The sequence below is a fragment of the Paraburkholderia pallida genome (genome assembly GCF_004524855.1).
Classification (GTDB): Bacteria; Pseudomonadota; Gammaproteobacteria; order Burkholderiales; family Burkholderiaceae; genus Paraburkholderia; species Paraburkholderia oxyphila.
This window is the reverse complement of the sequence record NZ_CP038151.1, coordinates 832,383-855,711: the sequence shown is the minus strand read 5'-3', so window position 1 is coordinate 855,711 and position 23,329 is coordinate 832,383. Positions and strand designations below refer to the sequence as shown.

17 protein-coding genes are annotated in these 23,329 nt (G+C 64.2%); 14 read left to right on the top strand and 3 right to left on the bottom strand.

What is annotated here, in order from left to right; genetic code table 11:
• Positions 1-120: 120 nt before the first annotated feature.
• Entirely contained in the window at positions 121-1,038 is a 918-nt protein-coding gene (locus tag E1956_RS38635) for a LysR family transcriptional regulator (protein WP_134758600.1), read from the bottom strand.
• Positions 1,039-1,227: 189 nt separating this feature from the next.
• Between E1956_RS38635 and catA the strand changes: the two genes are divergently transcribed.
• The 9 genes from catA to E1956_RS38590 all read left to right on the top strand — a co-directional run bounded on the left by catA (position 1,228) and on the right by E1956_RS38590 (position 9,920).
• Positions 1,228-2,163 carry a catechol 1,2-dioxygenase gene (gene catA, locus E1956_RS38630; protein ID WP_134758599.1) on the top strand — a complete coding sequence of 312 codons (936 nt, stop codon included), beginning with the start codon at positions 1,228-1,230 and terminating at the stop codon, positions 2,161-2,163.
• Between the two features lie 138 nt (positions 2,164-2,301).
• Positions 2,302-3,660: a Rieske 2Fe-2S domain-containing protein gene (locus E1956_RS38625; RefSeq protein WP_134758598.1), complete on the top strand. Its 1,359-nt coding sequence runs from the start codon at positions 2,302-2,304 to the stop codon at positions 3,658-3,660.
• Entirely contained in the window at positions 3,657-4,145 is a 489-nt protein-coding gene (benB, locus tag E1956_RS38620; protein WP_134758597.1) for a benzoate 1,2-dioxygenase small subunit, read from the top strand. Before E1956_RS38625 ends, benB begins: the two co-directional genes overlap by 4 nt.
• A gap of 42 nt (positions 4,146-4,187) precedes the next feature.
• A complete protein-coding gene (gene benC / locus E1956_RS38615; protein WP_028217460.1) occupies positions 4,188-5,210 on the top strand; it encodes a benzoate 1,2-dioxygenase electron transfer component BenC in 1,023 nt (340 codons plus the stop codon).
• A gap of 2 nt (positions 5,211-5,212) precedes the next feature.
• The gene (benD, locus tag E1956_RS38610) at positions 5,213-5,983 is read left to right on the top strand and encodes a benzoate diol dehydrogenase BenD (RefSeq protein ID WP_197733016.1); all 771 of its coding nucleotides are present in this window, start codon (positions 5,213-5,215) and stop codon (positions 5,981-5,983) included.
• A gap of 3 nt (positions 5,984-5,986) precedes the next feature.
• Positions 5,987-7,192: a benzoate/H(+) symporter BenE family transporter gene (locus E1956_RS38605; protein ID WP_134758595.1), complete on the top strand. Its 1,206-nt coding sequence runs from the start codon at positions 5,987-5,989 to the stop codon at positions 7,190-7,192.
• A 142-nt stretch (positions 7,193-7,334) separates the two neighbouring features.
• Positions 7,335-7,787 (top strand): MarR family winged helix-turn-helix transcriptional regulator, encoded by a 453-nt coding sequence (locus E1956_RS38600; protein ID WP_134758594.1) that lies wholly within the window; start codon positions 7,335-7,337, stop codon positions 7,785-7,787.
• Between the two features lie 103 nt (positions 7,788-7,890).
• A complete protein-coding gene (locus tag E1956_RS38595) occupies positions 7,891-9,210 on the top strand; it encodes a M20 family metallopeptidase (protein ID WP_134758593.1) in 1,320 nt (439 codons plus the stop codon).
• Positions 9,211-9,242: 32 nt separating this feature from the next.
• Positions 9,243-9,920 carry a trimeric intracellular cation channel family protein gene (locus tag E1956_RS38590; RefSeq protein WP_134759638.1) on the top strand — a complete coding sequence of 226 codons (678 nt, stop codon included), beginning with the start codon at positions 9,243-9,245 and terminating at the stop codon, positions 9,918-9,920.
• A gap of 82 nt (positions 9,921-10,002) precedes the next feature.
• Here the strand turns inward: E1956_RS38590 and E1956_RS38585 are convergent, their stop codons facing one another.
• Positions 10,003-10,536, bottom strand: a complete 534-nt coding sequence (locus E1956_RS38585; RefSeq protein WP_134758592.1) for a cysteine hydrolase family protein — start codon at positions 10,534-10,536, stop codon at positions 10,003-10,005.
• Between the two features lie 305 nt (positions 10,537-10,841).
• On the opposite strand from E1956_RS38585, the gene E1956_RS38580 reads away from it, so the two are divergent.
• From E1956_RS38580 to E1956_RS38565, 4 genes are all read left to right on the top strand, one after another.
• Complete coding sequence (locus tag E1956_RS38580; protein WP_134758591.1) at positions 10,842-12,638, top strand: hypothetical protein; 1,797 nt, start codon at positions 10,842-10,844, stop codon at positions 12,636-12,638.
• Between the two features lie 293 nt (positions 12,639-12,931).
• A complete protein-coding gene (locus tag E1956_RS38575; RefSeq protein WP_134758590.1) occupies positions 12,932-14,035 on the top strand; it encodes a porin in 1,104 nt (367 codons plus the stop codon).
• 46 nt (positions 14,036-14,081) lie between these two features.
• Entirely contained in the window at positions 14,082-16,643 is a 2,562-nt protein-coding gene (locus E1956_RS38570; protein WP_134758589.1) for a glucose/quinate/shikimate family membrane-bound PQQ-dependent dehydrogenase, read from the top strand.
• Between the two features lie 66 nt (positions 16,644-16,709).
• A complete protein-coding gene (locus E1956_RS38565; protein WP_134758588.1) occupies positions 16,710-17,705 on the top strand; it encodes a porin in 996 nt (331 codons plus the stop codon).
• A gap of 55 nt (positions 17,706-17,760) precedes the next feature.
• On the opposite strand, the gene E1956_RS38560 is transcribed toward E1956_RS38565, so the two are convergent.
• Positions 17,761-18,156, bottom strand: coding sequence for a hypothetical protein (locus E1956_RS38560; RefSeq protein ID WP_134758587.1), 396 nt, complete (start codon positions 18,154-18,156; stop codon positions 17,761-17,763).
• A 288-nt stretch (positions 18,157-18,444) separates the two neighbouring features.
• Between E1956_RS38560 and E1956_RS38555 the strand changes: the two genes are divergently transcribed.
• Positions 18,445-23,289, top strand: a complete 4,845-nt coding sequence (locus E1956_RS38555; RefSeq protein WP_134758586.1) for an NAD-glutamate dehydrogenase — start codon at positions 18,445-18,447, stop codon at positions 23,287-23,289.
• Positions 23,290-23,329 lie beyond the last annotated feature (40 nt).

The following is a 23,329-nucleotide window of genomic DNA, read 5'->3' as shown; positions in this document are numbered from 1 at the left end:
AGATTGGGTCGAGTGATTTGAGCCGAGTATGCAGGCCGTTCGATCGGCGTGTCCAACACCGAAAATGTCTAAATCGATACTCGCCGGGTATGGTGCCGCCGGGTGCTGGTCGGTGCTCGCTCAGCGCTCAGGCGGCGCGAGGTGCTCCATCTTGCCTTCCTCGTAGAGCACGTAGATGAGATCGAGCATGCGGCGCACGTCCTCGGATTCGTCGAGCATGCGCATGCTCATGATGATGGGCGAGACGAGCTTCGCGTCGTCGAGATCCTTGTATTCGACGTCGTCGCGCTTGAGGCCATAGACGCTGCTCGGCACGATCGAAATGCCTTCGCCCGCCGCCACGAGGCCGAGCGCGATCTGCAGCTCGCGTGCCTCGTAAATGCGCTGCGGTTCGAGCGCTCGATCGTGAAAGGCCGCGAGCACCTGGTCGGCGTAACTGGGGCGCGGGTGCTTCGGGTAAATGATGAGGGTCTCGTTGACGAGCTCGCGCAGCGAAAGCAGCTCCTTGGCCTCGATGAGCGGGTGCCCGAGCGGCAGCGCAACGATCAGGCGCTCCTCGCGCAGCACCACGCGGCGGATACTCGGATCCTCCAGACGAATGCGGCCGAACCCTACGTCGATGCGACCCTCCTTGAGGGCCTTGATCTGCTCCATCGTCGTCATTTCGACGAGGCTCAGTTCGACCGCGGCATTCTCCTGACGATAACGCCGGATGATTTTCGGCAGCATGCCGTAAAGGGTCGAGGCGACGAAACCCACCGAAAGACTGCGCTCGATCTTGCCCACGCGCCGCGTCATGGACTCGAGCTCGGCGGTCTGCGCGAGCAGTTGCACCGCGTGCTGATAGAAGAAGCGGCCGGTGTCGGTGAGCTTGAGCGGGCGCGAGTCGCGCTCGAAGAGTTGCACGCCCAGCATCTCCTCGAGCTGCTGGATTTGCCGCGAAAGCGGCGGCTGCGCGATGTGCAGCCGCTGGGCGGCGCGCGTGAAATTGCGCTCTTCGGCCACGGCCACGAAGTAGCGCAGGTGTCTCAGCTCCATGTTTATACCTGCTGGATATGGTCCTGATACTAAATCAGTGTTGGACGCGCCTGTCGCTGCCCAACTATGCTTCTCTCACAGCAATCGCCGCATTTCATTATACCTTCGGAGCATGAGAACTCCGGTTTGTGGCGGCGAGAGAAACCCGAGACATTTTTCCCCGCAGATAACGAAGTGGAGACAGTAGCCATGAGCGCGAAGGTATTCGACAGCAAGGAAGTCCAGGATCTGCTGAAAGCAGCCACCAATCTCGGCGGCGCGGGCGGTAACCCCCGCTTCAAACAGGTTCTCAATCGTCTGCTGGGCGACCTGTTCAAGGCCATCGACGATCTCGACATCACGCCCGATGAAGTCTGGGCCGGCATCAACTACCTGAACAAGCTCGGCAAGGACGGCGAAGCCGCGCTCCTCGCTGCGGGCCTGGGTCTCGAGAAGTACCTCGACATCCGCATGGACGCAGCAGACAAGGCGGTCGGCATCGAAGGCGGTACGCCGCGCACCATCGAAGGCCCGCTGTATGTCGCCGGCGCCCCGCTGCGCGACGGCGTGTCGAAGATCGACATCAATGCCGACGCAGACGCGGGCCCGCTCGTCATCCACGGCACGGTGACCGGTCCGGACGGCAAGCCGGTCGCGGGTGCCGTGGTGGAGTGCTGGCATGCCAATTCGAAGGGCTTCTATTCGCACTTCGACCCCACGGGCGCTCAAAGCGATTTCAACCTGCGTGGCGCGGTGAAGACCGGCGCAGACGGCAAGTACGAATTCCGCACGCTGATGCCGGTGGGCTACGGCTGTCCTCCGCAAGGCGCGACGCAGCAACTGCTGGATGAGATCGCCCGCCATGGCAACCGTCCCGCACACGTGCACTTCTTCGTCACCAGCGACAGCCACCGCAAGCTCACCACGCAATTCAATATCGAAGGCGATCCGCTGATTTGGGACGACTTCGCCTACGCCACCCGCGAGGAGCTGATTCCTGCTGTCACGGAAAAGACCGGTGGTACGGCGTTGGGCCTGAAGGCCGACACGTACAAGGACATCGAATTCAACGTTGCTCTGACCACGCTGGTGCAGGGCAAGGACAACCAGATCGTCAACCGCCCGCGCGTTTCAGCCGAGGCGTAACAGGCCACTACGCGCCCTCAACGCCCGCCAGGGCGGCGGCCAGGTAGCGCCGCCGCCAAAGCGGGATCCCCCAAGCATCAATCGATACCGGTGCGCGAATTCTGTGCAGGGCCCAGCTCGCGTCTACGGAGAGGAAATATGTCCGCCATTATCGACAAAGCCAACGAACTGGATCACCTGCTCGCCACCGCGGTGCAGGACGACAAAGAGGCCGGTATCTTCCGTTGCCGTCGCGATATCTTCACCAACGCCGATTTGTTCGAACTGGAGATGAAGCACATCTTCGAAAAGAACTGGGTGTATCTCGCGCACGAAAGCCAGATTCCGAACAACAACGACTACTACACGACGTGGATCGGTCGCCAACCCGTGGTCATCACGCGTGACAAGACGGGCGAGCTGCGCGCCGTCATCAATGCCTGTGCGCACAAGGGGGCGATGCTGTGCCGGCGCAAGCATGGCAACAAGGGCAGCTTCACCTGCCCGTTCCACGGCTGGACCTTCTCCAATACCGGCAAGCTGCTGAAGGTGAAGGACGAGAAGACCACCGAATACCCTGTGCAATTCAATACCGAGGGGTCGCACGACCTGAAGAAAGTCGCGCGCTTCCAGAACTATCGCGGTTTCCTCTTCGGCAGTCTCAATGCCGATGTCGCGCCGCTCGAGGACTACCTTGGCGAAGCCCGCGTGATCATCGACCAGATCGTCGACCAGGCGCCCGAGGGACTCGAAGTGCTGCGCGGCAATTCCTCGTATGTCTACGAAGGCAACTGGAAGATGCAGATGGAGAATGGCTGCGACGGTTACCACGTCAGCACCGTTCACTGGAACTACGCCGCCACGATGGGGCGCCGCAAGGAAGAGGGCACGCAGGCAGTGGATGCGAACAGCTGGAGCAAGTCGGTGGCCGGCGTCTATGGCTTCGAACACGGCCACATCCTGCTTTGGACCCAGACGATGAACCCCGAAGTGCGGCCGGTCTATCGCCAGCGCGATGAAATCCAGGCACGCGTGGGCGAGGTGAAGGCGGACTTCATCGTCAACCAGACTCGCAACCTCTGCCTGTATCCGAATGTGTTCCTGATGGACCAGTTCAGCACGCAGATTCGCGTGGTGCGGCCGATCAGCGTGGACAAGACCGAAGTCTCCATCTTCTGCTTCGCGCCGAAGGGCGAAAGCGCCGCCGACCGCGCGACGCGCATTCGCCAGTATGAAGACTTCTTCAACGTCTCCGGCATGGGCACGGCCGACGACCTGGAAGAGTTCCGCGCCTGCCAGAACGGCTACGCCGGCACGACCGCGCTCTGGAACGACTTGTCGCGCGGTGCGCCGCTGTGGGTCGAAGGCGCGGACGAGAACGCGAAAAAGATGGGGCTGAAGCCGCTCATTTCGGGCGAGCGCAGCGAAGACGAAGGCTTGTTCGTGTGTCAGCACGAATACTGGGTGCGCGTGATGCGTGACGCGCTGAAAAAGGAACAGGAAGGGGCGCTGGCATGAGCTTCGATTACCAGAAAATTTGCGCCGCGCTGTACCGTGAAGCGCGCCTGCTCGATGACCGCCAGTGGGACGAATGGCTGGCCTGCTATGCCGACGACGTCACCTACTGGATGCCCGCATGGGACGACGACGACCAACTGACCGACGACCACGAAAGCCAGATCTCGCTGATGTACTACCCGGACAAAGGCGGGCTCGAGGATCGTGTCTTTCGCATCAAGACCGAGCGCAGCGGCGCTTCGACGCCCGAGCCGCGCACGAGCCACAACGTCACGAATGTGGAAGTGCTGGCCGAGCGCGCGGAAGAAGTGGACGTGCGCTACAACTTTCACACGCTCAGCCACCGCTACAGGGTGAACGACCAATACTTCGGCACGATGTTCGTGACCTTGCGTAAGGCTGGCGACGACTTGTTGATTGCATACAAGAAGATCGTCCTGAAGAACGACTATATCCGGCAGGTTCTCGACGTCTACCACGTTTGACGTCGCAGCCACCAGGCATCAGAGGCAGCGGAGGAGGTTCCCATGTCCAGTTTCAAAATTGCACTGAATTTCGAAGACGGCGTTACCCGTTTCATCGACTGTAAGGCGGGTGAGAAGGTCCTCGACGCTGCCTTTCGGGCCAAGATCAATCTGCCGATGGATTGCTCCGATGGCGTTTGTGGTACCTGCAAATGCCGCGCGGAAAGCGGCAGCTACGATCTCGGCGACGACTACATCGAGGACGCGCTGACCGAGGACGAAAAAGATGGCGGTCTCGTGCTGACCTGCCAGATGGTGCCGCAAAGCGATTGCGTGATCGCTATTCCCACGTCGTCGACCGCATGCAAGACAGGTCACAGCAAGTTCGCCGCCACCGTGTCGAAAGTCGAGCAGCACAACGACGCCGCTGTCGTGCTCGAAATGGATGTGGATGCGAACGCTCCGGTGTTCCTGCCCGGCCAGTATGTGAATATCGACGTGCCCGGCAGCGGCCAGCATCGTTCGTATTCGTTCTCGTCGGCGCCGGGCGAAGCGAAGATCAGCTTCCTGATCAAGAAAATCCCCGGCGGTGTGATGAGCACCTGGCTGGAAGCCGCGCAGCCGGGCGAAAAGCTGGAATTGCACGGCCCGCTCGGCAGCTTCTACCTGCGCGACGTGCAGCGGCCGCTGCTGTTCCTCGCCGGCGGCACGGGCCTCGCGCCGTTCCTTTCGATGCTCGAAGTGCTGGCGCGCACGAATTCGCAGCAGAAGGTGCATCTGATCTATGGCGTCACGCGCGATCTCGATCTCGTGCAGGTGGAAGAGGTCGAGGCGTACACGGCGAAGCTGCCGAATTTCAGCTTTGCCACCGTAGTGGCCGAAGAGCAATCGAGCCATCCGCGCAAGGGCTGGGTGACGCAGCACATCCCGGCCAATGCGCTGAACGACGGCGACGTCGATGTCTACCTGTGCGGCCCGCCGCCGATGGTCGACGCCGTGCGCAAGTATTTCGACGACGAGGGCGTGAAGCCGAACAGCTTCCACTACGAGAAGTTCACTCCTAACGCACCGGCGAAGGCGGCTTGATCATGCAACGATTCACAGGCAAGGTCATCGTCGTCACCGGCGCGGCGCAGGGCATTGGCCGTGGCGTGGCGCTGCGTGCGGCCGCCGAAGGCGGCAAGGTGCTGTTTGTCGATCGCGCCGATTTCGTTGCAGAAGTGGCCGCAGAAGCGCAGGGCGCCGAGACCGCGGGATTCGTCGCCGATCTGGAGACGTACGAGGGCGCCCAGGCGGCGATGGCGTTCGCTACCCGGAAGTTTGGCGGCATCGACATTCTGATCAACGGCGTGGGCGGCGCAATTCGCATGCGTCCGTTCGCCGAATTCGAGCCCGCGCAGATCGACGCCGAAATTCGCCGCTCGTTGATGCCCACGCTGTACACGTGTCACGCGGTGCTGCCGCATCTGCTCGCGCGCGGCGGCGGGACCATCGTCAACGTATCGTCGAATGCCACGCGCGGTATTCGTCGCGTCCCGTACTCGGCGGCCAAGGGCGGTGTCAACGCGCTGACGCAGGCGCTGGCGATGGAATACGCGGAGCACAATATTCGTGTGGTCGCCAGTGCGCCGGGCGGCACCAGCGCGCCTCCCCGACGCGTTGCGCGCAATGCTGCCGGGGACAGCGAGCAGGAAAAGGCGTGGATGAACGAAGCGGTGAAGCAAGTCACCGAGTCGACGTTCTTCAAACGCTACGGCACGCTCGACGAGCAGATTGCGCCGATCCTCTTTCTCGCCTCGGACGAGGCCAGCTACATCACCGGCGCCGTATTGCCGGTTGCGGGTGGAGACAACGGCTGACCTATGAACGCCTTGCGCCAGTGGGTCAAAGATTGCTCGCTGCCGGCCCTGCTGGCCGGCTGTATCGCCACGCTGATCTCGTTCGCCGGGCCGCTCGTCATCGTGTTCCAGGCGGCGCAAGGCTTGCCCCATGCGCTGCTTGAATCATGGGTTTGGTCGATCGCGGTGGGCTCGGGCGTGCTCGGCATCGTGCTGTCGTTGCGCTACAAGGTGCCGGTGGTCATTGCGTGGTCGGCGCCGGGCTCGGCGCTGCTGATCACGCTGCTGCCGACGGTGGACTATGCGGCGGCAGTCGGTGCGTATCTCGCGGCAAGCCTCGTGATTTGCCTTGTGGGCATCACCGGAACCTTCGACAAGATCGTTTCCAGACTGCCGGCTGGCATTTCGGCAGCGATGCTGGCGGGCATCCTGTTCGGCTTCACGGCGAAGATGTTCGTTGTGTTGCCCGCGCAACCGGTGCTGGTGGGCGCGATGTTCATTGCCTTCTTTGTCGGCCGCCGAGCGTTCCCGCGCTATGCCGTGGTCGGCGTGCTCATTGTCGGTGCGTTGGTCTCGGTTGCGGGTGGCAAGCTCACCGGGCAGGTGCCGTCACTGCAATTCACGAGCCCGGTCTGGACCACGCCGCGCTTCGACTGGCAGGCCATCGTCAACATTTCGCTGCCCTTGGTCGTGGTGGCGCTCACGGGGCAATGGGTGCCGGGCATGGCGGTCATGCGCAACGCAGGCTACACGAAACCCACAGCGGGGCCGGTCATTGCGTGGTCATCCGCGGCGTCCGCCGTGCTCGCGCCGTTTGGCTGCCATGGCCTGAATCTGGCCGCGATCACCGCGGCGATTTGCACGGGCCATGAGGCGCATGAAGATCCGGCAAAGCGCTACATCGCCGGTGTATCGGGCGGCTTGTTGTATATCGCGCTCGGTGTAATCGCCACAACGGTGCTTTCGCTCTTCGCGATGCTGCCACGCGAACTCATTGCCGCGCTTGCCGGCCTTGCCCTGTTCCCGACTATCGCGAGTGCTTTGGCCGCGTCGATGGCCGATGCGGGCGAGCGCGACGCCGCACTGGTCACGTTTATCGTGTCGGCGTCGGGCATGTCGCTGTTCGGCTTGGGCGCGGCCTTTTGGGGACTGCTGTTCGGCCTTGGCGCGCACGCGTTGCTGAGATGGAAGTGGTCGCGCCAAGCTGGCATGAGCCTGCTTCGGAAATGACGCGAAACCACGAGCACGGAGCATCCGACCCCGCACGTTGCCGGATCAATACCTGCGGCAAAAATAGTTGAAATTTTCAACTAAGTAACTATACTCCCATGCGTCGCCGGCACCTGCCGGCGCACGCCATGGGAGTGCGCGCTTGTCCACCGTTCTCTATTCCGGATTTCTCACCTTCAGGCTCGATCTCGCGAGCGCGCTCTTGAGCGAGCGCGCCAACGCGGTCTACCGCGAGCGCTGGGGCCTCGACGTGCGCGCGCTGCGCGTGCTGCGGCTCGTTTGCGCCGAGACCGGCATCACGCCGAAAGCCGTCTCGCAGCGCGCCTTGATCGAAAAAACCCTGCTTTCGAAGACGCTGGCCGAACTGGAGGCGCGTGGGCTGATCGGCCGCGACACGCATGCGCAAGACCGCCGCAGCGTCGCGCTGAGCGGCACGCCCGAAGGCGTCAAGGTGGCGCAGGCTACGGCCAAGGTCGGGGCCGCGCTCGAAGCCGATCTCTCGGCCGCGCTCACGCTCGATGAGCGCAAGACGCTGGACCGCCTGCTGGAAAAACTTTCGGATAGCCTGCTGGAAAGCGCCACCGGCGCAACCTGACATGACGGCCTCCCAGGCGCGCAAACCTGTGCATTGCGCAAGCCGCGCGCTCAACCCACCATTGCCCGCTGTAGCGCCTCATGCCGGCAACAAGGAGTCAACCATGACCAATCTGGTCGAATCGTTCGCGCCCGACATCGACGCGCTTTTGCCTGAGCTCGAAGCGATCTACAAGGATCTGCACGCGCACCCCGAACTCTCGATGCAGGAGTTCCGCACCGCGCAAATCGTCGCCGATTACGTGGAGAAGCTCGGCTTCGAAGTCGTGCGCGAAGTCGGCGTGACCGGTGTGGTGGCGCTGCTGCGCAACGGCGAGGGGCCGGTGGTGATGCTGCGCGCCGACATGGACGCGCTGCCCGTGACCGAGGCAACGGGTCTGCCCTATGCGAGCCAGGTCAGCACGAAAGACGAGGACGGCGTGCAGGTGGGTGTCGCGCATGCCTGCGGCCATGACATGCATGTGACCTGGTTAATGGGCGCGGCGCGGCTCATGGCGACGCACCGCGACGCCTGGCGCGGGACCCTGATGGCCGTGTTCCAGCCTGGCGAGGAAGTAGGGCGCGGCGCGCGCAGCATGATCGACGATGGCATGATCGCGCGCTTTCCAAAGCCCGATGTCATTCTCGGCCAGCATGTGATGGTGGGCCCGGCTGGCACGGTGGGGTATCGCAGCGGCACGATCCTCTCGGCTGGCGACAGCCTCAAGGTCAAGCTCTTCGGCCGCGGCTCGCACGGTTCGCAGCCGCAGACCTCGATCGATCCCGTGATCATGGCCGCTTCCACCACGCTGCGGTTGCAGACCATCGTCTCGCGCGAGATCTCGCCGCGCGACAGCGCCGTGCTGACGATCGGCGCGCTGCAGGCGGGCACGAAGGAAAACATCATCCCCGACGACGCCACGCTCAAGCTCAACATGCGGACCTTCGACGAAGATGTGCGCGAATACATGCTCGGTGCGATCCGCCGCATCTGCTGCGCGGAATGCGCGGCTTCGAACGCGCCCCGCGATCCCGAGTTCACCACGCTCTCGAGCTTTCCGCTCACCGAGAACGACGACGCCACCACCGCGCGCCTGCGCACCGCATTCGAAGCGGTTTTCGGCGAGCGGGCCTACGAAACGCAACCCGCCGCGGCCAGCGAAGACTTCAGCGTGTTCGGGCGCGAATGGGGCGTGCCTTACGCGTTCTGGTTCGTCGGCGGCACCGACCCCGAGGTGTTCGCGCAAGCCCGGGCGGCGAAGAAGATCAACGAGATTCCGAGCAATCACTCGCCGCGCTTCGCGCCCGTCATCGACACGACGCTGCGTACGGGACTCGAGGCGATGCTGTGCGCGGCCGGCGCATGGCTTGACAGCGAAGGCGAACTTCAAACCAGCGAATCTGCAAACGGACACAAAACCGGGCAGAAAAGCGAGGCAGCGTGAGTGCAGCACTGGGCGCGCACGTGAGCGCGCATATGAACGTCCACACGGCGTACACGGTTCTCGATCTGATCGGCACTTTCGCGTTCGCGATCTCGGGCGCCGTGGCCGCGCGGCAGCGGCGGCTCGATCTGTTCGGCATTATCGTGGTGACCTTCATGGTGGCGTGCGGCGGCGGCATCGTGCGCGATGTCAGCATCGGCGCGATTCCGCCTGCCGGACTCTCGAACTGGGCTTATCTGGCAGTGTCGCTGCTCGCGGCGGCGCTCACCATTGCGGCCTATCCGCAGGTGCGGCGGCTGCGCCATCCGGTGCTGTTCTTCGACGCGATCGGGCTAGGACTCTTCGCGGTGGCTGGTGCGCAAAAGGCATGGGTCTGGACCGACAGTGCGGAGACGGCGATCCTGCTCGGCATGGTGAGCGCGGTGGGCGGCGGCGTGCTGCGCGACATCCTGCTCTCGCGCGTGCCCGCGATTCTCGAGCGCGAAATCTATGCGTCTGCAGCGCTGCTGGGTGCGGCGTTGCAGGTCGTGCTCACTGCGAATGACTGGTCGTCGTTCTGGACGCCGTGGGTCGCGACGCTGGCTTGCGTGGCGCTGCGGCTAGCGTCGTTGTACTTCGGCTGGCGCCTGCCCGTGTTCCATACGCGCGAAGGCGTGAAGCGCTCGCAAACGCGAGCGGATTCCACGGGCGACCAGCACAATACGCAGTAGCGTGATCAACACCGCCTGAACGCAGATAAAGCCGATAAAAAGCGGCAGAGCCGTGCGCCGCCCCTCCCGATGCGATCTGTGCCTATGCACCGAAAGCGATGGTTTCGGCAGGCACGGCGGCAATTCGCGGGCCGAAGCTGCGGATGTTCGAGAGCGTCTGGTTGTGATGCTCGCGAATCATAACCGCCGACGCGTGTTGCTTGTCGTGGGTCGTGTGCGCGTCGGCGGCAAGCGTGACGGCATAGCCGTTGGCCGCTGCGCGGCGCACGGTCGTATCGACGCAAAACTCGCTCGCATATCCACACACGACCACGTGCTTCACACCGTGCCGCTCCAGTATCGATCCCAATTCCGTGTTCAGGAAGGAATCGGGCGTGCGCTTGCCGACCCTATGGTCTTGCGGCTCCACGCGTAAATCTCCCGCTATCTCCCATGCCGGTTCGCCATGCACGAGTTCGTCGTCTTCGTGCTGGATGAATACCACGGGCGCCCCCGCTTCGCGGGCGCGCTGAATCAGCACGTTGATGTTGGCGGTCACCATGGTCGCGCTGCCTGGCAACGGATCGACGGACACGAGTCCTTGCTGGAAATCGATGACAAGCAGTGCAGTTGTCATGGCAGTGAGATGAGTGATGAAACGTCGATTCTAGCCTGGCTCTGCGTCATTGCACTCATTGCGGAATATCAAATTGATTAACTATTTCTGACCATTCTGACAGTCATGGCGCGGAATGATGAACCTAATTAAGAGTTTTCCCGTAGATCACAAAAAGCCTGCAAAACAAGATGCCGAACCGGGCAATGAATCGCAATTGCTCCACCTGTTCCTAAGCAACGGAGGTTACGGCACATGCAGGACGCAGCATCAGGAGGTGAGGCAGCGCGCCTTGGCGACGTCTTCGACCACGGCGGCGAGGCCAAATGAACCGGCGATTCGAACATACGATTTCACAAATCGACCATGCCGCATCGGCGACGGACCGTGAGAGAATGCCGCGCCGTGCGAGCAACGCCAGGGCAGGCGTATATGAACGGCGAATCACTTCGGACAGAGTCGCCAAATCCAGGGGAAAGCAGGCCCGCACGTGGACAAAGAACGAGCTCGCACTGCTCGGCACGATGCCCGATGTCGAAGTCGCGCGGCGCATTGGTTCGAACGCAGCAACCGTCAACCGAAAGCGGCTCGAGCTCGGTATTCCATCGGTGCGTACCTGTGTCCATCACGAATGGAGCGCGGAGATTCTCGCCATGCTTGGCAAGTATCGCGACCGTGAAATTGCGGAGCGCTTCGGCATACCGCAGTCGACAGTCACGGCGAAGCGCCGCAAGCTGCGTATCTCGTCCATTCGCGGTGAAAGGCGCCATGGCCACGACTGGACAACGGATGCAGTCGCACTGCTTGGCACGATGCCCGACGCCGAAGTCGCGCAACGACTTGGCGTCTGTCTCCTGACCGTTTTCAAGGCGCGCAAGCGGCGCGGGATCCCTTCGGCGCTCAAGCAGGGCTACCTGAAAGCTCATTGGACGGACGAACACATTACCCTGCTGGGCACGAAGGCGGACGCAGCCATTGCGCAGCAAATCGGCGTCACGTCCTTCGCTGTCTGGAAGAAGCGGCATGAGCTAGGAATTCCTTCGCATAGCAAACGCACCAGGCAGGGGCTGGTGGTCAATGCGCAGCCGATGAGGCGCTTCGATCAGGTTATCGGGCAACTCGCGGCGCCCTCGAAAGGCGTTCCGTGTCTGTCGCCTGGCATACGCGTGCGGCGATATGGATCAGGCGTCGAAGAGAGCCCGAAGCGCTGCGCATGGACAGACGAGGCGATCGCCATGCTTGGGACCGTGCCCGATGCGAACATGGCAAAGCGCTTGGGCGTCACCCTTACCACGGTACAGAAAAAGCGCTGGGCACTCGGCATTCCATCGACACGCGTGCAACACACATGGACCGCTGAGGAGGTCGCCCTGTTTGGCGTAGTCTCCGACGCGGAAGTGGCCAGACGCGTAGGCTTGACGACGAAGGCGGTCAACCTGAAGCGGCACGAGCTGGGTATTGCTTCGGCACGCGCACAGGGCAATGCGGGCTGTCACAAGTGGACCCCGGGCCAGCTTGCCTTGCTTGGCACATTGCCCGACGAGGACCTGGCCAGGCAGATCGGATTGAGCGCGTATACCGTCACGCAGAAACGGCGCAGCCTGCGAATCGCTCCGGCGCCGTCGCGTGACACCTGGCGCGAAAAGGATATTGCCTTGCTTGGCACCATGTCCGATGCCGCGGCAGCGCGCAAACTGGGTGTATCGGAATACGTCGTGCGCGTGAAACGGTGCGCGCTTGGCATCCCGTCCACGCGCGGGCCTCGCGAGTGGAGCGCCGCTGAAATCGCTTTGCTCGGCAAGATAACCGACGCAGAAGTCGCGGCCCGGATCGGCGTGTCGAATACGGCCGTTCACAAGAAGCGGCAGGAGCTTCGCATCTCCCGTGCGCAGCACACGTGGTCGGACGATGCCATCGCCTTGCTCGGCACCCTGTCCGATGCGCAAGTGGCCAAACAGGTGGGATGCTGCACCAAGTCGGCTAACCTGAAGCGTCGTGAACTTGGCATTCCATCATGGCGAACCAATCAGCCTGAAAGTCATACCGCGCCCAGGAAAGCAACAGTGGCATTCAGCGGGCGAACCAAGGGCACAGATCGCACCGAATTGCGCACAGTGCCATGAAGCTTCCATGGGGGAGAGCAGCGAACGCCTCAATGAGGTGCATGCGCACCGCGTCCGCGCGCCCGCTAGGTTGCGGCGCTACGGCAACGCCCCGGGAGGCATGGGAAAAGCACCATTCTCGATGACGCGCTATATTTTTCAGACGCAGTCTACCCAGGCGGGTACGCATCGGACGATGCGTTGCCGCCGGGCGGCCGCGTGGAGCATGCCCAGCGGTACTGGATGAATCGCCCCGTGGCGTAGCAAGGCTCGACGGCACGGATACCGAAACAAGAATCCACCTGGGAGCTGACGTGAAAAAACAACTGGGCGCGTGCGTCCTGCTCGCCGCCAGCACGGCTGCCTCGGCGCAATCGAGCGTCACGCTGTACGGCCGCGTCGACGGCGGCATCGAATACCTGAACCACATCGCCAACGGCACGGGCGGCAGTTCGAGCCGATGGAGCGCCGAAGGCGGCGACTGGGGCACCAGCATGCTGGGCTTCAAGGGCACCGAGGACCTGGGCGGCGGCACTAGCGCGTTGTTCGACCTCGAAACCGCGCTGCAGATCATGAACGGCACCACGGGCGGTGGGCGGCTCTTTTCACGCCGCGCCTATGTGGGTCTGAAGAATGAGACGTGGGGCCAGTTGCAGGCGGGCCGCAATCTCTTCATCGACAGTGACGGCGTGTGGGAATTCGATCCGTTCGTGCAGGAGGCCGTGTCGTCGGCTTCACTCGTGCGTGGGCGCAACTGGCAGCAGACCAGCAACAACGTCGAGTATCACAGCCCTGTCTGGCACGGCTTCGACGTGCAGGGGCAATATGCCTTCGGCAATCAGCCGGGCGCCTGGAATAGCGGTGCGCCGGGCGAGTTCGGCCGCTCGGACGGCATCATGCTCTCGTATCACTCGCCGCTCTTCGACATGCGCGGCATCTACGACGAGCTACGCGACCAGAACGGCCGCCTCTCCAACATCTTCACCGCTTCGCGCGAGTATTTCGTGGGCGGCAATTTGCGGGTGGAGAAGTTCAAGATCCAGGCGGCCTATACGCATTACGCGGCGCCCGATTCGCCTGTTGGCGTGGCGGACAGCGCCGACCACTACTGGCTGGGCGCGACTTACCAGGCCACGCAGCGATGGGCCGTGACGGCCGCGGGCTTCTATATTCACGTGGGCGAGGGCGGCGGCGACGCCGCGCACGATCCGTCGAGTCACGCCATGCTGTACGCGCTTGGCACCACTTACAACCTGAGCGCGCGCACGTTTCTCTACGGCACGGTGGCCTACGTGAACAACAGCAAGGCCGGCACCTTCTCGGTGTTCGCCACGCCGCGCGATTCGAGCTCGCCCACGAGCCCGATGGCCGGCGAGTCGCAGACCGGAGCGTACATCGGCATGATGCACGTGTTCTGATTTCCGTTGATGAAAGCAGCGTCCTCACACGAAGGTTGAGATCATCATGTCCAGACAATCGGCATCGTCGACATCGACAGGATTCATCGGCGGCATCACGGTGGTATTCACCGCGCTTACCGCGCTCTATCTGCTGGCAGGCGGCGCATGGCTGCTCTCGCTCGGCGGCTCCGCGTACTACGTCGTGACCGGCGTCGTGCTGCTCGTCGTGACGTTGCAGTTGTACCGGCGCAGCCCCAGCGCGCTCGTGCTCTATGCGCTCGTGCTGGTCGGCACGGCGATCTGGTCGCTCTGGGAGTCGGGGCCCGACTTCTGGGCGCTCGCGCCGCGCTCTGGCGTGCTGGTTGTCTTCGGCGTGTGGCTGCTGCTGCTCGTGAGCTGGCGGCTCCAGGGTGCGAAGACGCTTGGCGTGAGCGCGCTGCTGGGCGCACTCGTGATCTGGGCGGGCGTGCTGGTCTACGCGTGCTACCACGATCCGCAGACGGTGAACGGCACATTCGGCGCGTCGGCGGGCACGACGCCTGCTGCGAACCCCGACGGTGTCGATGCCGCCGACTGGCCCGCCTACGGCCGCACGCAGGAAGGCACGCGCTATTCGCCGCTGCAGCAGATCACGCCGGAAAATGTGAAGAACCTGCAGGTCGCATGGACCTTCCGCACCGGCGACACGAAAGGCCCGAACGATCCGGTCGAAATCACCAATGAAGTCACGCCGCTCAAGATCGGCAATCTGCTTTATCTGTGCTCGCCGCACCAGAAGCTGTTCGCGCTCGACGCGCAGACGGGCGAGCTCAAGTGGAAGTTCGATCCGAAGCTGCAGGCCGACCCGTCGTTTCAGCACGTGACTTGCCGCGGCGTGTCCTATGTCGATCTCTCGGCGAATGCGGCGCCGGCGGAACCTGCTGCGGCCGCAAGCGATGTTGCCGGTGCGGCTTCGGACGTGAGCGCTGCCGCATCGGATGCCGCCGCTGCGTCCTCTATGCAAGCCGCAGCGCCTCCCAGCGACACAGCCGCTTCGTCCACGCAGGCCGCAGCGCCCGCGAGCGACGCCACCTCGGCGGCATCGGCCGCGACATCGGCGAACGGCGCCTGCACGCGCCGCATCCTGCTGCCTGTGAACGACGGCCACCTCTACGCGCTCGACGCGATCACCGGCGAGCGCTGCGCGGGCTTCGGCAACAACGGCGATCTCGACCTCCAGCACGCCATGCCCGTGACCACGCCGGGCATGTACGAGCCCACCTCGCCGCCGGTCGTCACGAACACGGTGATCATCGTGGCGGGCGCGGTCGAGGACAACTTCTCGACGCGCGAGCCCTCGGGCGTGATCCGCGGCTTCGACGTGCGCACGGGCAAGCTGCTCTGGGTGTTCGATACGGGCGCTGAGGATCCGAACAAGATCCCTGGTCCGGGCGAGCACTACACGTGGAATTCGCCGAACTCGTGGGCGCCCGGCGCCTACGATGCGAAGCTCGACATCGTTTATTTGCCGATGGGCGTGAAGACGCCGGACATCTGGGGCGGCGACCGCACGCCGCTCATGGAGCGCTACGCGAGCGGCATCCTGGCGCTGCATGCGTCCACGGGCAAGCTCGCCTGGTTCTACCAGACCGCGCACCATGACCTGTGGGACATGGACATGCCCTCGCAGCCGACGCTCGCCGACATCACCGACAAGGACGGCAACACCGTGCCGGTCGTGTACGGCCCCGCGAAGACGGGCAACCTGTTCGTGCTCGACCGCCGCACCGGTGCGCTCGTCGTGCCGGCGCCCGAAATGCCGGTGCCGCAGGGCGCGGCGCCCGGCGACCGCGTCTCGCCGACGCAACCGTTCTCCGAGCTCACGTTCCGCCCGAAGAATCTGCTCACCGATGCCGATATGTGGGGCGCCACGATGTACGACCAGCTCGTGTGCCGCGTGATGTTCCACAAGCTGCGCTACGAAGGCACGTTCACGCCGCCTTCGCTGCAAGGCACGCTCGTGTTCCCTGGCAACCTCGGCATGTTCGAGTGGGGCGGCATTGCCATCGACACGGACCGGCAGATCGCCATCGCCAATCCGATCGCGCTGCCGTTCGTCTCGCGGCTGATCCCGCGCGGACCGGGCAATCCGATCGAGCCGGAACCGGGCGCCAAGGGGAGCGGCACGGAGTCGGGCATCCAGCCGCAATACGGCGTGCCCTATGGCGTGACGCTCAACCCGTTCCTCTCGCCGTTCGGGCTGCCGTGCAAGCAGCCGGCATGGGGCTATATGGCGGCAATCGACCTGAAGACCAACGAGATCGTGTGGAAGAAGCGCATCGGCACCGTGCATGACAGCTCGCCGATTCCGCTGCCGTTCAAGATGGGCATGCCGATGCTGGGCGGCCCGATCGTGACGTCCGGCGGCGTGGCGTTCATCGGCGCGACGGCCGACAACTATCTCCGCGCGTTCGACGTGAACACCGGCAAGGAAATCTGGCGAGCCCGTCTGCCCGCAGGCGGCCAGGCCACGCCGATGACCTATTCGGTCGACGGGCGGCAGTACGTCGTGATCGCCGCGGGCGGGCATGGCTCGTTCGGCACGAAGCTCGGCGACTACGTGATCGCCTACGCGTTGCCGCAGTAACGCGTGCGGTTTTGTGCCTGCTCATGTGGATGGAGTGCGCCGCGAGGCGCACTGGTCACGCTCGCCATGTTCCTCGCGCTGGCGGCGCACGCGATGGACGCGCATGCGCAAAGCGCCGTCACGCTCTACGGCGCGCTCGACACGAGCATCGAAGTCACCAACCCGGGCGCGGGCTACGTCGCGCGCATGGACTCGGGCGCATATCGCGGCTCGCGCATGGGCTTGCTCGGCGCCGAAGACATCGGCAACGGCGTGAAGATCCTTTTCGACCTTGAGAACGGTTTCGGCTCGAACGACGGCACATATGCCGTGAGTAATACGATCTTCAACCGCCAGGCGTGGGTCGGCGTGGGCACGCCTTACGGCACGCTGCGCATGGGCCGCCAATACTCGCCCATCTACATCCCGTTCAAGGGCGGGCTCGACGCGTTCGGCGCGGGCACGATCGCTTCGGGGCTCGACAATCTCTCGAAGATCACACCGTACGAGAGCAACGCAATCACTTACCTGTCGCCCGAATTTCATGGCTTTTCGACGACGCTGATGACCGCGCTGCGCGACGCGAGCGATGCGGACGGCAACGGCATCGCAGGCAACATCGAGACCTTCGCGTATGCCAGCGGCCCGTTCCGCATTTCGTACGCGCATCAGCAGACGCACGGCAATGGCGCGCTGCGCGCGAATCTCGGCGGCGTTTCGTACGTGTACGGCGCGATCACGGGCTTTCTCTCGTTCTTCAACGGTGACGGCGGCACGCCGCGTTATCACAACGACGGTGTCTCGGTCTCGGCGCGTTATGCGGTGAGCGCGCGCTTTCGCGCCTCGCTGGGCTACACGTATATGCGCGACCGTTCCGGTGGCGACAACAACGCCGACCAGTTCAGCGCGGCCTGCGAGTACGACCTCTCCGCGCGCGTGCTGCTGTATGCGAGCGCAGGCTGGCTGCGCAACCGCGGGCAAGGAGAAATGACCCTGCGCGGCGTGAACGTCACGGGTCTTCAGCCATCATGGCCGGGGGCGACGGTGCGGGGCGTGCAGCTCGGCATGATAGACCGGTTTTAGGCGCTGGACCTGGCGGACTTGCGTGGCGAGTGCCGGACCATCGTGCCCACCCAATCTATGCGTGTGACGAAACTGGCGGGCTGCTGTTTGCCTCGCCCAGATCGAACGAGAAATTGAGCCCGATCGCGGGCCGTCTGTGCCCATAGCCGCCATCGAAGAAAGGCATCACGCGCGGCGGCGGTGCTTTCCCGGCGGAATCGAGTTGGGGGACGGCGATGTTGTCGATCCTGGCGCTGTCGAGAACGTTGTGCGCGGCCTTGGCCGCGAGGCTCGCACCGTTAAAAAATGCGCCGCTCAGCGCGCCGCCCGCGGTGCCCACTTCCTGCGCTTGAGCGAGCGAGCAAACCCATAGCGCCACACACACCGTCGTTGCACGCAGCATCACTTTCATCGCATTGCTAACCGAATCCACCGTCTCTCTCCAAAGAACCGGGAGGCCTGTGCTCGGCATCCCGGCAGATTCGACTTTACGGCCGCAGTATACGAATCAATCGAGGGAAGTAAAGACAATTCGGACCGCAAATTGTCTTATCCGCGCAACCATGTTTCGACCCCGGAAATCACAAAATGCGGGGAGGCGAAAGAGCCGCAAGTGCGACGAGGAAAATGCTGCGGTGCGGGAGACCGTGCCGTTCGGCGGCCCGGAAACGTGCACATGCAGCCCCCTTTCTGTCACCTCGCCGGTGCATAATGAACCTCCCGCCGATGCAGTCCATGGCCGTCCTTCCTGGAGTCCGCCATGCAAGTGAGAAACGAGGAATTCGTCACCCATCTGCTTTCCGACGTCGTGGAATTCGCGCGTGCGCGATTACCCGAGCCCACCTTCCAGATCGTCGAACCCTTTCTGCGGCATTACTACGACTTCGTCGATGCCGAAGACCTGCGCAGCCGCAGCATCGCCGATCTCTACGGCGCCGCCATGGCGCACTGGCAGACGGCGCAGCGCTTCGTCCCGGGCGCCGAGCGCATGCGGGTCTACAACCCGATCCTCGAGCAGCACGGCTGGCATTCGGACCACACCGTGATCGAGATCGTCAACGACGACATGCCGTTTCTCGTCGATTCGGTCTCGATGGCCGTCAACAAGCTCGGCCTCGCGCTGCATTCGGTCATGCACCCGGTGTTCCGGCTCTGGCGCGGCCAGGACGGCACCATCGTGCGCACGGACGTGGGCGGGGTGGGCGCCGATGAAGGGCAGTCGCAACTCGCCTCGTTCATTCATTTCGAGGTCGACCGCTGCGGCGATGCAGCAAAACTGGAGGAGCTGCGCGACGCTATCGCCAAGGTGCTAGGCGACGTGCGCGCGGCGGTCGAAGACTGGCCGAAGATCGTCGAGGTGGCGCGCGGCACGATCAAGACCATGAAGGCGCGCGAAAGCAGCGCCGAAGACGTCGAATCGCGCGCATTCCTCGAATGGATGGCGGCCGACCATTTCACGTTCCTTGGCCAGCGCGACTACGCGCTCGTCGAGCACGGCGACGGATTTGCGCTGCGCGGCGTGGAGGGCTCGGGCCTTGGCATCCTGCGCGAGTCGCTGCGCGCGCCCGGCGCGCCCGACATCACGCCGCTGCCGAGCGCTGCAACCGAGATCATCACCGGCGCGTGGCCCATCTTCCTGACCAAGGCGAATTCGCGCGCGACCGTGCATCGCCCCGGCTACCTCGACTACGTGGGCGTGAAGCTCGTGGGGCCGGACGGCAAAGTGTGCGGCGAGCGGCGCTTCGTCGGTCTCTACACCTCCACGGCCTATATGGTCTCGAGCGCGGAGATCCCCATCGTGCGCCGCAAGTGCGCGAACATTGTGCGGCGTGCAGGCTTCCTGCCCAAGGGGCACCTCGGCAAGTCGCTCGTGACGGTGCTCGAAACCTGGCCGCGCGACGAGCTCTTCCAGGCCGACGAAGACGAGCTCTTCGATGTCGCGATGGGCGTATTGCGCTTGCAGGAGCATCAGCGCACGCGCCTGTTCGTGCGGCGCGACCGCTTCGGCCGCTTCGTGTCCTGCCTCGTATACGTTTCGCGCGACAAGTACAACACGGATCTGCGCCGCCGCATCGCCCGTCTGCTGATGGAGGCCTTCAACGGCGAGTCGGTGGAATTCACGCCGCTGCTGTCCGAGTCGGCGCTCGCGCGCATTCATTTCGTTGTCCATGCGAAATCGGGCGAGATGCCCGACGTCGACACCCGCGAGCTGGAGGCGCGGCTCGTGCAGGTCACGCGGCGCTGGCAGGACGATCTCGCCGATGCCTTGCTCGACGCGTTCGGCGAAGAGCAGGGCACGCGGCTCCTGCATCGCTACGCCGACTCGTTTCCCGCGGGCTATCGCGACGACTATCCGGCGCGCACGGCGGTGCGCGACATCGAGCTCATCGAGCGCGTGCAGGGCACGCGGCGCATCGCGATGAATCTCTATCGGCCTATTGAAGCCGGGCCGCGCGCGTTTCGCTTCAAGGTGTATTGCACGGGTGAGGCCATTGCCTTGTCGCGCAGCCTGCCAATGCTCGAGCATCTTGGCGTGCGCGTGGACGAAGAGCGGCCGTACGTTATCGAGGCGCCAGGCTGCGAGAGCGCATGGGTGCACGATTTCGGACTCGAGCTCGCCGACGACGCGGAGTTCGACATCGAACGCGTGAAGGACCTGTTCGAAGACGCATTCGAGGCCGTGTGGAGCGCGCGTATCGAGAACGACGACTTTAACCGCCTCGTGCTGCGCGCGTATCTGAGCGCGCGCGAAGTTACGATCCTGCGCGCGTATGCGAAGTACCTGCGCCAGGTGGGCTCGACGTTCAGCGACGCTTATATCGAGCGCGCCCTGACCGGCAACCCCGCCATCGCGCGCCAGTTCGTCGAGCTGTTTCTGATCCGCTTCGACCCGGCCGTGGGCGAACTGGGCGAGGGGCGCGAGGCGCGCACGGAGCGCGCGCTCAAGGCCATCGAAAGCGCACTCGACCAGGTGCCCAATCTCGACGAAGACCGCATTCTCCGGCAGTTCCTCGGCGTGATCAACGCCACGCAGCGCACGAACTATTTCCGGCGCGATGCGGATGGCGGGCTGCTCCCGTCGCTGTCGTTCAAGTTCAATCCGGCCAAAGTGCCGGGGCTGCCCGAGCCCAAGCCGATGTTCGAGATCTGGGTCTACTCGCCTCGCGTGGAAGGCGTGCACCTGCGCGGCGGACGCGTCGCGCGCGGCGGCCTGCGCTGGTCCGACCGGCGCGAGGATTTCCGCACCGAAGTGCTCGGCCTCATGAAAGCGCAGATGGTGAAGAATGTGGTGATCGTGCCGGTGGGCTCGAAGGGCGGCTTCGTGGTGAAGAATCCGCCGCCACCCACCGATCGCGAAACGTGGATGCGCGAAGGCATCGCGTGCTATCAGACCTTCCTGCGCGGTCTGCTCGATCTCACCGATAACCTCGTGAACAACGTGATCGTGCCGCCGCCCGACGTGGTGCGCCACGATCCGGACGACCCGTATCTGGTGGTGGCAGCGGACAAGGGCACGGCCACCTTCTCCGACTACGCGAACGCGATCTCGAGCGAATATGGCTTCTGGCTCGACGACGCTTTTGCCTCGGGCGGCTCGGTGGGCTACGACCACAAGAAGATGGCGATTACCGCGCGCGGCGCCTGGGAATCGGTCAAGCGGCACTTCCGCGAAATGGGCGTCGACACGCAGGCGACCGATTTCACCGTGGTCGGCGTCGGCGACATGTCGGGCGACGTGTTCGGCAACGGCATGCTGCTTTCGCCGCATATCAAGCTGGTGGCGGCGTTCGATCATCGGCATATCTTTCTCGATCCCAACCCCGACCCGGCGACGAGCTTCGCGGAACGCAGCCGGCTCTTCGCGCTCGAACGCTCGAGCTGGGCCGACTACGACCCCGCGGCCATCTCGGCGGGCGGCGGCGTGTTCCCGCGCACCGTGAAGACGATCCCGCTTTCGCCCGCCGTGCAGAGTGCGCTCGGCATCGATGCGGCCGCGCTCACGCCCAACGAGTTGATCCGCGCGATCTTGCTCGCGCCTGTCGATCTGCTTTACAACGGCGGCATCGGCACCTATGTGAAAGCCGTGCACGAGACCAATGCGCAGGTTGGCGACAAGGCCAGCGACGCCGTGCGCGTGAACGGTGCCGACTTGCGCTGCAAGGTGGTGGGCGAGGGCGGCAACCTGGGCGTCACGCAGTTCGGCCGTATCGAGTTCGCGCAGCGCGGTGGACGCATCAATACCGACGCCATCGACAATTCCGCGGGCGTCGACTGCTCGGATCACGAAGTCAACATCAAGATCCTGCTGGGCCTCGTGGTGGCCGATGGCGAGATGACGATGAAGCAGCGCAACATGCTGCTCGCCGACATGACGGACGAAGTCGGGCTGCTCGTGCTGAGCGACAACTACTACCAGACCCAGGCGCTCTCGATTGCGGGCCGCTACAGCGCGGAACTGCTCGACGCAGAGACGCGGCTCATGCGCTGGCTAGAACGCGCGGGCCGCCTGAACCGCGCGATCGAATTCCTGCCGACCGACGAGGAAATCGCCGAGCGCCAGAGCGGTAAGCTCGGCCTCACGTCGCCGGAGCGCGCCGTGCTGCTCGCCTACAGCAAGATGTGGCTCTACGATGCGCTGCTCGAATCGGATGTGCCGGAAGACCCGCTCGTCGCGCACTTGCTGATCGACTATTTCCCGAAGCCGCTGCAGCAGCGCTTCAGCGAGCCGATGCAGCGCCACCCGCTGCGCCGCGAGATCCTCGCGACGCATCTGACGAACGCGCTCGTGAATCGCGTGGGCTGCGCGTTCGTGCATCGTCTGATGGAGGAAACGGACGCGCAACCCGGCGATATCGTGCGCGCCTGCATCATGGCGCGCGACGTGTTCGACCTGAACGACGTGTGGCGCGACATCGACGCGCTCGACAACCGCGTGCCCGACGACGTGCAGGCGCGCATGTTCGTCGATGTCGCGCGGCTGCTCGAACGCGCGGCGCTCTGGTTCCTGCGGCACCTGCAGTCGGGCGCCGTCGACGACGGCGGCACGCTGCTCGCGCGTTGCCGCGACGCGGCACAGCGGCTCGCGCCGCAATTGCCGGCGTTGCTGCCCGCTGCCGATCTCGAAGCGTTGTCGGCGCGTCAGGCCGAACTCGTGAACGCCGGCGTGGAAAGCGCGTTGGCCGTGCGCGTGGCGAGTGGCGAGACTTCCATCGCACTGCTGGATATTGCCGATGTGGCGGCCGCCTGCGATCGTCCGCTCGAACATGTGGCGGCAGCGTATTTCGCGCTGGACACGCGACTGAACTACGGCTGGATCGGCGAGCGCGCGGCGGCACTGCCGACCCCCACGCATTGGGACACGATGGCGCGTGCGGCAGCGCTTGCGGAGGTCGCGCGCCTCAAGCGTGCGCTGACCACCAACGCCCTCGCGCAGGCCCCCGATACGGACGATGCGCAAACGCTCGTGGATGCCTGGTGCGAGCAGCACGAGGCTGCGCTCGAGCGCTATGGACGCCTGCTCGCGGAGTTTCGCGCGACGAGCGGCGTGAGCCTTTCGGTGCTGCTGGTGATCGTGAGGGCGATGGCGGCGCTGGAGCGGCCTTGAGGCATAGGACGGCAAGGGCGGGGAGTTGGACGGGCGGCGG

Bases quoted from the DNA above. Each gene is read 5' to 3' on its own strand.
- E1956_RS38635 (WP_134758600.1), bottom strand. From the start codon at position 1,038: ATGGAGCTGAGACACCTGCGCTACTTCGTGGCCGTGGCCGAAGAGCGC.
- catA (WP_134758599.1), top strand. From the start codon at position 1,228: ATGAGCGCGAAGGTATTCGACAGCAAGGAAGTCCAGGATCTGCTGAAA.
- E1956_RS38625 (WP_134758598.1), top strand. From the start codon at position 2,302: ATGTCCGCCATTATCGACAAAGCCAACGAACTGGATCACCTGCTCGCC.
- benB (WP_134758597.1), top strand. From the start codon at position 3,657: ATGAGCTTCGATTACCAGAAAATTTGCGCCGCGCTGTACCGTGAAGCG.
- benC (WP_028217460.1), top strand. From the start codon at position 4,188: ATGTCCAGTTTCAAAATTGCACTGAATTTCGAAGACGGCGTTACCCGT.
- benD (WP_197733016.1), top strand. From the start codon at position 5,213: ATGCAACGATTCACAGGCAAGGTCATCGTCGTCACCGGCGCGGCGCAG.
- E1956_RS38605 (WP_134758595.1), top strand. From the start codon at position 5,987: ATGAACGCCTTGCGCCAGTGGGTCAAAGATTGCTCGCTGCCGGCCCTG.
- E1956_RS38595 (WP_134758593.1), top strand. From the start codon at position 7,891: ATGACCAATCTGGTCGAATCGTTCGCGCCCGACATCGACGCGCTTTTG.
- E1956_RS38590 (WP_134759638.1), top strand. From the start codon at position 9,243: ATGAACGTCCACACGGCGTACACGGTTCTCGATCTGATCGGCACTTTC.
- E1956_RS38585 (WP_134758592.1), bottom strand. From the start codon at position 10,536: ATGACAACTGCACTGCTTGTCATCGATTTCCAGCAAGGACTCGTGTCC.
- E1956_RS38580 (WP_134758591.1), top strand. From the start codon at position 10,842: ATGAACCGGCGATTCGAACATACGATTTCACAAATCGACCATGCCGCA.
- E1956_RS38570 (WP_134758589.1), top strand. From the start codon at position 14,082: ATGTCCAGACAATCGGCATCGTCGACATCGACAGGATTCATCGGCGGC.
- E1956_RS38565 (WP_134758588.1), top strand. From the start codon at position 16,710: ATGTTCCTCGCGCTGGCGGCGCACGCGATGGACGCGCATGCGCAAAGC.
- E1956_RS38560 (WP_134758587.1), bottom strand. From the start codon at position 18,156: ATGCCGAGCACAGGCCTCCCGGTTCTTTGGAGAGAGACGGTGGATTCG.
- E1956_RS38555 (WP_134758586.1), top strand. From the start codon at position 18,445: ATGCAAGTGAGAAACGAGGAATTCGTCACCCATCTGCTTTCCGACGTC.